This window comes from Frankia sp. CgKIO3, from assembly GCF_977946435.1.
In genome coordinates, this window is sequence record NZ_CDWTMO010000218.1 from 1 (window position 1) to 5,442 (window position 5,442).

The 5,442-nt window shown below is 70.9% G+C and carries 5 protein-coding genes; 1 reads left to right on the forward strand and 4 read right to left on the reverse strand.

Features of this window, described 5'->3' with window-relative positions:
- Positions 1–519: 519 nt before the first annotated feature.
- Complete coding sequence (locus AC08OJ_RS18220) at positions 520–1,632, forward strand: phosphotransferase enzyme family protein (protein WP_476596364.1); 1,113 nt, start codon at positions 520–522, stop codon at positions 1,630–1,632.
- An 81-nt stretch (positions 1,633–1,713) separates the two neighbouring features.
- Here the strand turns inward: AC08OJ_RS18220 and AC08OJ_RS18225 are convergent, their stop codons facing one another.
- The 4 genes from AC08OJ_RS18225 to AC08OJ_RS18240 all read right to left on the reverse strand — a co-directional run bounded on the left by AC08OJ_RS18225 (position 1,714) and on the right by AC08OJ_RS18240 (position 4,969).
- Entirely contained in the window at positions 1,714–2,496 is a 783-nt protein-coding gene (locus tag AC08OJ_RS18225; RefSeq protein WP_476594655.1) for an enoyl-CoA hydratase/isomerase family protein, read from the reverse strand.
- A 110-nt stretch (positions 2,497–2,606) separates the two neighbouring features.
- Positions 2,607–3,755 carry an HAF repeat-containing protein gene (locus AC08OJ_RS18230; RefSeq protein WP_476594656.1) on the reverse strand — a complete coding sequence of 383 codons (1,149 nt, stop codon included), beginning with the start codon at positions 3,753–3,755 and terminating at the stop codon, positions 2,607–2,609.
- A gap of 336 nt (positions 3,756–4,091) precedes the next feature.
- The gene (locus AC08OJ_RS18235; protein WP_476594657.1) at positions 4,092–4,268 is read right to left on the reverse strand and encodes a hypothetical protein; all 177 of its coding nucleotides are present in this window, start codon (positions 4,266–4,268) and stop codon (positions 4,092–4,094) included.
- Positions 4,269–4,285: 17 nt separating this feature from the next.
- A complete protein-coding gene (locus tag AC08OJ_RS18240) occupies positions 4,286–4,969 on the reverse strand; it encodes a hypothetical protein (RefSeq protein ID WP_476594658.1) in 684 nt (227 codons plus the stop codon).
- Positions 4,970–5,442: the final 473 nt, after the last annotated feature.

A 5,442-nucleotide genomic window follows, 5' to 3' on the forward strand; every position in this document is an offset into this window, starting at 1 on the left:
CTACCCGCCCATCCCGCAACCCAACTGCCAGCCCATCCCGAACTGACGTGTCCGGCCGCGGCGGGTCACCTGTCCGGGTGAGACGCCGCGCAGGGCGCGAGGGAGGGAAGGTCGGTGTCCCAATCGCGGGCCCATCGGTGGTCGGCCGTCCGGGTCGGTCGCCGGTGGACCGCGATGGGCTCACCCCGCCGCCGATCGTCCAGTCGATCAGGTTCTTGAAGCTTCCGGTAGTGCGCCTGCGTACTGCGGGGTGCAGAACAGCACGGCGTCGGCCGCAGCGCGGCCGTGTTCGTGGAGGCGCCGCGCCGTGGCGCTGGTTCTTCGACGGTGGGTTTCGACGGTGGGTGCGGCCGGGCCCGGTTCCTTGACGGCGGCCCGCCGACTCCGGCAAACAAGATGGATGCGGACCATTTCCCTTGGTGAAACAGGGTTCAAGCAAGGGTTCAAGCAGGCCGGAACCGTACGCGGGGTCACGTCCTCCCACGGAGGCGCCATCTCGCCTGGACCGGCGGTCGTACGGTGAGCGCGACCTCCGTTGACGGGCTGGTGGGGCTGGACGGCGTCCTCGGTGACGTCCTCGCCGCCTACGATCTCGGCCCGTCGCCGCGGGCGAGCCTGCTGCATGTCTCGGAGAACGTCACTTACCGCGTGGACGACCCGGCGACCGGCCGGCGTTGGGCGTTGCGGCTGCACCGGCCCGGGTACCACACTCTCGTCGAGATTCACGGCGAGCTGGCGTGGGTGGCTGCCCTGCGCGCCGATGGCGTGGTCGTGACGCCGCCGGTCGTGCCGACGATGGCGGGTGGGCCCGTGGCGACCGTGGCCGCGACCGGCGCCCTCCCTCCGAGCGCCGCCTCGCCGGATCCCGCTGGGCCGGGTGGTGCCGAGCGGCACGCCGTGTTGTTCGAATGGGTCGACGGACGTTCACCGGAACCGACGGACCCTACGTCCCTGCGCGGCGCGTTCGGGCAGCTCGGGGACATCACCGCGCGGCTGCATCGGCACGCGCGGGAGTGGTCCCGCCCGGCTACCTTCGCCCGCTTCGAGTGGACCTGGCGGAGCATGCTCGGCGACGCTGGCCGGTGGGGGAGCTGGTCGGAGGGCTTGATCATCGGGCTGGCCGGCGGCCCCGGCCCGCGGGGGGACGGCCCGCGGGGGGACAGCCGCGCGGCGTTGGGCCTGCTGAGCCGGGCCGCGGCCGACATCGAGGCACGCCTGGCCGCCTTCGGCACCGGGCTGGACCGGTTCGGGCTCGTCCACGCCGACATGCGGCTGGCGAACCTCCTGGTACCCCGGGACGAGTCCACCGGGGACGTCTGTGTGATCGACTTCGACGACTGCGGCTTCGGCTGGTACCTCTGGGATCTCGCCGCGTCGCTGTCCTTCATCGAGCACCTCGACGAGGCCGGCGACCTGGTGGCCGCCTGGCTGGCCGCCTACCAGCGCCAGCGCCCGCTCACCGCGGACGACGTGGCAATGATCCCCACCTTCGTCCTGTTGCGCCGGCTGCTCCTGGTGGCTTGGCTGGGCACCCATCCGCACTCGGACACGGTCCCGAGCGTCACCGAGTACGCTTGGGACAGCTGCGAGCTGGCCGAGGCCTATCTAAGCGGGCGGTTCCTCACCGGCTGAGGCGGTGGCCCGCGGCCAGGCCTGACCGGTGGCTCGTCCCGCCCGCCCGGAAGTCCCCGAGGACCGGCCCGCCCGGACCACTCAGCAGCCGGTGAAACGGGGCTCGCGGCGCTCCGTCGAGGCGCGCACCCCCTCGGCGAAGTCCTCGGTGGCCCGCAGTCTGGCCTGCTCGGCGGTTTCCCGTTCGGTGGCCGCCCGGATGACGGGGACGAGATCCGCCCACATTGTCTCCCGGATGCTGCGCACGGCCAGCGGTGCGGCGGCGGTGATCTCACCGGCCAGCGCCACCGCGGCCTCCCGCAGCTCGGTGTTCGGCACGAGCCGGTCGGCGAGGCCGATGTCGAACGCCTCCTGCCCACCGACCCGGCGACCGGTGTAGAGCAGGTCGAGCGCCTTCTGCCGGCCGACGACCGCCGGCAGGGTCACCGAGATGCCAAAGCCCTGGTGCAGCCCGATCCGGGAGAAGTTCGCCGCGAAGCGGCTGTCCGGGCTCGCGACCCGGAAGTCCGCGGACAGCGCGAGCCCCAGCCCGCCGCCGACCGCGCTGCCCTGCACCGCGGCCACGACCGGTATCGGGGAGGCGAATAGCCGTAGCGCCTCGCGGTAAAGGGCCGGCGCCCCCTCATCCGCCGAAATCGCCTCGGCCGCACTCGCGCCGGAGAAGTCGGCTCCGGCGCAGAAGTTCCTGCCCTGGGAGCACAGCACGACGGCACGGACGTCGGAGTCGGCGTCGAGCTTGTCATAGATGTCGGCGAGGGTCTGGATCAGACGCACGTCGAAGAAGTTGTGCGGCGGACGGCGGACCTCGACGACGGCGATGTGGCCGGGCAGGGTGTGTACCGCGATGTCTTCGGACTCGCTCATGATGATCCTCCGTCGGGTCGTCCGTGCTGGTGCCGGCGGTCCGCCGTGCCGGCGAGGTCTCCATCCGTCCGACATCGTCTATCCTGACCAAAAACGTCTCGCGGGTCGCGTCAGCGGCCGGGGGCCGGCCAGAAGGTCGCGAGCGGAATCGGGGAGTCCGCCGGGACCGAGGAACCGAGGACGACGTCGGTGGGGGTGATGGCGCTCGCGTAGCTGTACGGCCCGCCCAGCGTGCCGAGATCGGTGAAGCGGCCGTTGCGCCAACGGAACGCGTGCCCGTTCGCCGTGCCGGCGACGGTTCCCCGGTCGTTGATGGCGGTCACCTCGAGGTCGCCGGTGGGCACGCTAATGGTCGCGCGCTGGCCGTGCTGCCAGACGAATGCACGGCTCGACGAGCCGCGGCTCCGGACGAGGACCTGGCCGACGTTGTTGATACCGATCGCCGAGGAATCGGTGTCGCCGGGGAGCGTGCCGAGGTCGATCAGACGACCGCGTTCCCAGCGCAAGGCGTGGGTGTGACCGTCGGCCGTGTCGCTGTAGCCCACGATCTGCCCGGCGTCGTTCGCGGCCACCGCGGAACTCGACGGGCCGCCGAGGGTACCCAGGTCGTGCAGGGTGCCTCTCCTCCAGAGGAAGGCGTGGGACGGGCCGGCGGCGGTGTCACTGCTGCCGGCGATGGCACCGGCGCTGGTGACCGCGACGGCGGAGCTGCCCGGGCCGCCGAGCGTACCCAGATCCTGCAGGTGGCTGTCCGCCCACCGGAAGGCATGGAGCGTACCAGCGTTGGTGGTGCTGGTGCCGACGATGACCCCGGCGCGGTTGACCGCCGCCGCGGTGCTGCTGTAGCCGCCGGCCGTTTGGGTGCCGCCGAGGTAGCCCAGACGCTGGGGCTGGGGGTTTCTGTGTTCCAGCCGGAACGCCTGCCGGTCGTAGTGGCTGACGAAATCGCCGATGACTACGCCGTCCTCGGTCACCGTCTTCGGTGCCGTGCTGCCGTTGAGGACATGCACGGTGCCGTCGCGCCAGAGGAAGCCCGTGGTGCTGTACGCGCCGCTGACCCAGTAACCGGCGTAGAGCCCGCGGCTGTTGCCACTGGTCAGCCAGCCGGGACTGCCTGGTCCGGGGATGCCGACCCCGGCCGGCGTCGTCTGGTGTGGGTCAGGTCGTGGTCCTGGAACCGGCGCCGCCAGCGCCGCGGGAAGCCCGGTGAGAGACACGGGAAGCCCGGTGAGGGACAACGGTGCGGTGGCTCCGGCCATGACCGCCAGGTGTACGAATGTTCTCCGGTTGCTCGGCACGGCCGATCTCCCTGGTCAGGCCTTCCCGACCGTCGTCGTGGCCGCCGGGGCGCCATAGCACGGGTTCGGTCGCCAGGATCCTGGCAACGGATCGGGTCGGGCTGGCTGGACGGAGGACCAGCCGGCACTCCGCCGATTGATTACCAACTGAAGTTGGATGGTGTCGAACTGTAGCCATCTCGTCAATGAATGACACGCCCCGCCTGCGGCCGCGAGGCGCGGAACGTCGCGGGCGCCGGCCGGTGAGCGGTGCGCTGACGTGGGCGTCAGCCGACTCCACCAGATGGCGCGGACGGCTCAGGACACCGTGATGCCGAGTTTCATACCCAGCGACTCGTGGTTGCCGACCGGGCAGTCCAGCTGGTAAGTACCCGGCTGCAGGGTCACCGTGAGGTCCTCGGACTCACCCGGTGCGAGGTCCTTCGTCGTGGCCTCGCGCAGGCCGGGCCCCTCGATCCTCAGCGCGTGCGTCACGTGGACGGCCGGTGGGGTCAGCCGCGCCTCGTCGCCGGGACCAGCTGGGGCAGCAGAGCCCCGAGCCCGAAGCAGACGGCGGTCGTCGTGATGGTGATGCCGAAATCACTGGGGGTGCCGGGTGACAGTAGCCGGGTGGCTGAAAGCGCGAAGATGACGAACAGGCCGACCCCGCAGCCGGCGGGCACGAACCGCAGGCCGCGTTGCCACCAGGTGGCCGGCACTGCATGGCGGCCGAGCGGGAGTAACGCGACGGCCCAGAGCAGCCCCATCAGGACGACAAGCCCGAGGCCGAACAGCCCGTAGATGGACAACAGCGATCCGTGGATGTCGGCGGTTCCCGACACCTCGGCCACCGTGTGCAGGTCCGCGCCCCGGATCGCCACCTCCACCGGCATCAGTCCGGTGGCCCGGCCGTCGAGGTCGCGCATATCCAGGTCGACGGTCCAGTTCGCCGATCCGCGGGCCGGGATGGTTGTGCGCACCCGGGTGTCGTAGTCGAAGAAGGTGAGGCCGAGCATGGTTCCGCTCAGCCGTACCGAGTCGACGGGGACGTTCGACCGGGTCAGGTTCTGCACGCTGACCACCACGCGGGCGACCGCACTGGCTCCGAGGACCACGTTGTCCTCGCCGAGGGGCTGACCGTCGACGGTGACGCCGAGTTCCACCCCGTCGTCCGCCGCATGGACCGGAGACGCCATGGGTAACATGAGCCAATTCAGGCACGCCGTCAGGCAAACGGCGACAAAAATACTTTCCCGCGCCGACCTCTCCGTCAGCAATCTGACATTCACCGCTTCCCCCCGTGGCCCGGATGACCGGCAACGCGACTGTTATCCTATCGATCGTCGTATGGTGGGGCTTCCGCCTAACGTGCATCACGTTGTCTCCGCCGGTCCGGGGCAGGCCGCCGGCAACGGGCGTGTTGCCAGCCGCACCCGGGGGGGCGCTCTGGTGTCTGGCCATCGAGTATCTGGTCGATTCGTGCGACGGCCGTCGCGCGGTCTGGTGCCGACGGTGTTTGTCGTTGTGCTGTTCCTGGTCGGCGGGGCCGGCGTCGCCACGGCGATGGTCAGTCCCGAGACGTCGACCGGGACATCGACCGAGGCGTCGTCGGGGTGACCGAGGCGTCGTCGGGGTCCATCTCCCCGTCCCCAGCCACCTCCCCATCCCC